The organism is Micromonospora sp. CPCC 205561 (assembly GCF_036906775.1).
Classification (GTDB): domain Bacteria; phylum Actinomycetota; class Actinomycetes; order Mycobacteriales; family Micromonosporaceae; genus Micromonospora.
Map to the genome: position 1 here is coordinate 1 of NZ_JBAKHV010000108.1, position 4,662 is coordinate 4,662.

Annotated in this window: 1 protein-coding gene; it reads right to left on the reverse strand. The window is 74.0% G+C overall.

Going from position 1 to position 4,662, the window contains the following annotated elements; translation table 11 throughout:
• Nucleotides 1-4,662: type I polyketide synthase (locus tag V6V16_RS27570; protein ID WP_334566832.1), on the reverse strand; the 4,662-nt coding region annotated here is incomplete at both ends.

Genomic DNA, 4,662 nt, shown 5'->3' on the forward strand with positions numbered 1-4,662 from the left:
GTCGCCTCGTGCAACAACCAACCCGCCGACACCTTCGGCGCCAACACCGCACCGAGCCGCTCGACGGTCAGCCCCTCGATCACCCCGTCGTCCAGGACACCGGCGGTGTGCACCACGCCCGCCAGCCGGCCCTCGGCTGCGATCTCGGCGACCAGCGCGCCGACCTGGTCCCGGTCGGTCACGTCACACGCCACCACCCGCACCGACGCGCCCAGCGCGGTCAGCCGTTCCGACAGCTCGCCCGCGCCGGTGGCTTCCGGGCCGCGCCGCGACACCAGCACCAGCGACCGTGCGCCCCACGAGGACACCAGGTGCTCCGCCACCAGCGCGCCCAGCGCACCCGTACCGCCGGTCACCAGCACCGTGCCGTCACCCATGGTCAGCGTCTCCGCCACCGTGACGCCGGCCCGGACCAGGCGCGGCGAGTACACCGCGCCGTTACGCACGGCCAACTGGCCGCCGGTCGCGGCCGGTTCGCGCAGCGCGCCGTCCAGCAGGGCCACCAGCGCGGCATCCGGCTCGCCGTTGACGTCCGCGAGGACGAGGCGACCCGGGTGCTCCGACTGCGCCGAGCGCAGCAGGCCCCACACGGTCGCAGCGGCCAGGTCGGTCACCCGGTCCTCGTCACCGACCGACACGGCACCCCGGGTCACCACCACGAGCCGCGACTCCGCCAGGGCGTCCGCCGCCAGCCAGGACCGCACCGTCGCCAGCACGTCCGAGGTCGCCGCCCGGACCGACTCCGGCGTATCCGCCAGCGACCCGGACGCGGGGAACACCGGAAGCAGCAGCGTCCGGGGGACGGACTCCTCCCCCGCGACCGTCGCCACGTCGGGGTACGCAGGCATTCCGACCGATGCCGCCAGCTCCCGGCCGCCGGTCACCAGCGCCCATCCGGAGATCTCCCCGGCAAGCGTGGTCTCCACGGCCGGCCACCGCAGCTCGAACAGCGACCGCGACGCCACGCCCGGCGCGGCCACGCCGGTCAGCTCCCGCAGGACGAGGGAGTCCACCGACACGACCGGCGCGCCCGTCTCGTCGTACGCGGCCAGCCGCAGGCCGGAGCCGTCGCGGGTCAGGCGTACCCGCAGCGTCCCCGCGCCAGAGGCGTGCACCTGCACGCCCTCGAACGCGAACGGCACCCGTGGGCCGCCCGACTCCTCGCCACCCAGCAGCAGCCCGATCGGGTGCAGGGCGGCGTCCAGCAGCGCCGGGTGCACGCCGAAGCGCGCCGCCTCCGTCGCGGCGTCGTCCGGCAGGACCACCTCGGCGTACGCCTCGTCGCCACCGGTCCAGGCACGCCGGAGCCCCTGGAAGACCGGCCCGTACGTCAGGCCGTATTCCGCCAGCGTCGCGTACCACCCCGCCAGGTCAACCTCGGACGCCCCGGCGGGCGGCCAGGTGATCGCGTCGGGCTCGTCGGCGGTGGACGATTCCAGCACGCCCTCCGCGTGCCGGGTCCAGCCCGCCTCGGGGTCGTCGTCCGGGCGGGAGTAGACGGCGACGGCGCGCTGCGCGGAGTCACCGGCTGCGTCCACCCGCACCTGGATCCGCACGCCCCCGGTCGCCGGAACGACCAGCGGGGCAGCCATGGTCAGCTCCCGCAGCCGGGAGAGGCCCACCTCGTCGCCGGCCCGCACGGCCAGCTCCACCAGGGCGGTGCCCGGGACCAGCGTCAGCCCGGAGACCGTGTGGTCGGCCAGCCACGGGTGCGTGGCCAGGGAGAGTCGGCCCGTCAGCACCATTTCGTCGTCGCCGGCCAGGTCCACCGCCGCGCCGAGCAGCGGGTGCTCGGTGCGGCCGAGCCCGGCCCCGGACACGTCACCCGTACGCGCCCGGTTGGCGGCGGGCCAGTACCGCTGGTGCTGGAAGGCGTACGTGGGCAGGTCGACCCGGCGCGCGCCGGTCTCGGCGAACCACTGCGTCCACGTCACCGGCACGCCGTGCACGTGCAGGTCGGCCAAGGCGTGCAGCAGCGCGTGCGCCTCCGGCCGATCCCTGCGCTGCACCGCCACGGCCAGCACTGCGTCGTCGGTGGGCAGCACGTCGGCCGCCATCGCGGTCAACACACTCTGCGGCCCGACCTCCACGAACGTTTCGACACCAGCCGCCCGCAGCGCCGTGATCCCGTCGGCGTACCGAACCGCCTCCCGGACGTGCCGCACCCAGTACTCCGGAGTGCGGATCTCCTCGGCGTCGGCGAACGCACCGGTCACGTTCGACACGACCGGCAGCAACGGCGCGGTGAAGGTGAGTCCGGACAGGACCGTGCGGAACTCGTCGAGCATCGGCTCCATCAGGGGACTGTGGAACGCGTGGCTGACGGTGAGCCGGCGAGTCCGCACGCCCCGGTCCCGCCAGAGCTGTTCCACCTCGTCGAGGGCCTCGACGGCACCGGACACCACCACGGCGGTCGGCCCGTTCACGGCCGCGATGCCCGCCCGGTCGCTCTGGCCCGCGATGGACTCCACCACCGCCGCCTCGTCGGCGGCCACCGCCAGCATCCCGCCACCGGCGGGCAGCGCCTGCATCAACCGGCCCCGCGCGGCAACGAGCGCGCACGCGTCCGCCAGCGACAACACACCGGCCACGTACGCGGCGGTCACCTCACCGATCGAGTGACCGGCCAGCGCGTCCGGAACGATCCCGAACGACTCGACCAGGCGGAACAGCGCCACCTCGACCGCGAACAACCCGGCCTGCGTGAACACGGTCTGGTCCAGCAGCTCCGCCTCGGCAGAACCCGCCGACGCGAACAGCACCTGCCGCAACGGGCGCGGCAGCAGCGGGTCGAGCTGCGCGCACACCTCGTCCAGCGCCGTCGCGAACACCGGGAACTCGCCGTACAACTCCCGACCCATGCCCGCACGCTGCGCACCCTGACCCGAGAAGAGCACGGCCAGCTGGCCCCGCTGTCCGGCAGCGCCGGAGACGACCGTACCGATGGGGTCGCCGTCAGCGAGGGCGGTCAACGCCGTCACCAGGTCGTCCCGGTCGGCGGCGGTCACCACCGCCCGATGTTCCAGCGCGGGCCGGGTGGTCACCGAGGACCAGGCGACGTCCAACGAACGCGACGCCCCGTCGGCGGCGAGCCAACGCGCCCACCGACCGGCCTGCGCCGACAACGCCGCTTCGGAGCGGGCCGACAGCAGCACCGGCACCATCGACGGCACGTCGCGAACGACGATCTCGCCCTCGATCGCCTCGGCCGGCGGCTGCTCGATGATCACGTGCGCGTTCGTGCCGGAGATCCCGAACGACGACACCGCCGCCCGACGCGGCCGATCCACGGCCGGCCACGGGGTCGCCTCGGTGGCGAGGGTGACCGCACCGGCCGTCCAGTCGACGTGCGGCGACGCCTCGTCCACGTGCAGCGTCGGCGGCACCAGGCCGTGCCGCATCGCCAGCACCATCTTGATCACACCGGCCACACCGGCAGCGGCCTGCGTGTGCCCGATGTTCGACTTCACCGACCCCAACAACAACGGCCGGTCCCCCGGACGCTCCTGCCCGTACGTGGCCAGTAGCGCCTGCGCCTCGATCGGATCGCCCAGCGTCGTGCCCGTGCCGTGCGCCTCGACCGCGTCCACGTCGGCCGGCGTCAGGCGCGCGTTCGCCAGGGCCTGGTGGATCACCCGCTGCTGCGAGGGGCCGTTCGGCGCGGTCAGGCCGTTCGACGCACCGTCCTGGTTCACGGCCGTGCCGCGCACGACCGCAAGCACGCGGTGCCCGTTGCGCCGCGCGTCCGACAGCCGCTCCACCAGGAGCACGCCGACGCCCTCCGACCAGCCCGTGCCGTCCGCCGACGCGGCGAACGACTTGCACCGGCCGTCCTGGGACAGACCACGCTGCCGGGAGAACTCGATGAACGTCCCCGGCGTCGCCATCACCGTCACACCACCGGCCAACGCCAGATCACACTCACCACTGCGCAGCGCCTGCGCGGCGAGGTGCAGCGCCACCAGCGACGACGAGCACGCCGTGTCGACGGTGACCGCCGGTCCCTCCAGCCCGAACGTGTACGCCACCCGGCCCGACAGCACGCTGCCCGAGGTGCCCGTGCCGACGAAGCCCTCGGCGTCCGGCGGCAGGTCCATGAGGCGGGAGGCGTAGTCGTGGTACATCACGCCGGCGAAGACGCCGGTACGGCTGCCCCGCAACCGCTGCGGGTCCAGACCGGCCGACTCGAAGCTCTCCCACGACGCCTCCAGCAGCAGCCGCTGCTGCGGATCCATCGCCAGGGCCTCACGCGGCGAGATCCCGAAGAAACCCGGATCGAACTCCGCCGCACCGTAGAGAAAACCACCGTGCCGCGTGTACGACGTACCGCTGTGCTCCGGGTCCGGGTCGAACAGCGACTCCAGGTCCCAGCCGCGGTCGGTGGGGAACTCCCCGATGCCCTCCCCGCCGGCGGCCAGCAGCGCCCACAGCTCGTCGGGGCTCTCGACGCCGCCGGGGTAGCGGCAGGCCATGCCCACGATCGCGATCGGCTCGTCGGTGTTGGCGGTGAGCACCGCCGTCCGGCGGGCGGTGATCTGCCCGGAGACCTGCTCGTGGAGGTGGTCGACGAGCACGGCCGGGGTCGGGTAGTCGAAGACCAGCGTCGAGGCCAGCCGCAGCCCGGTGGCCGCGTTCAACCGGTTACGCAGGTCCACCGCCGTC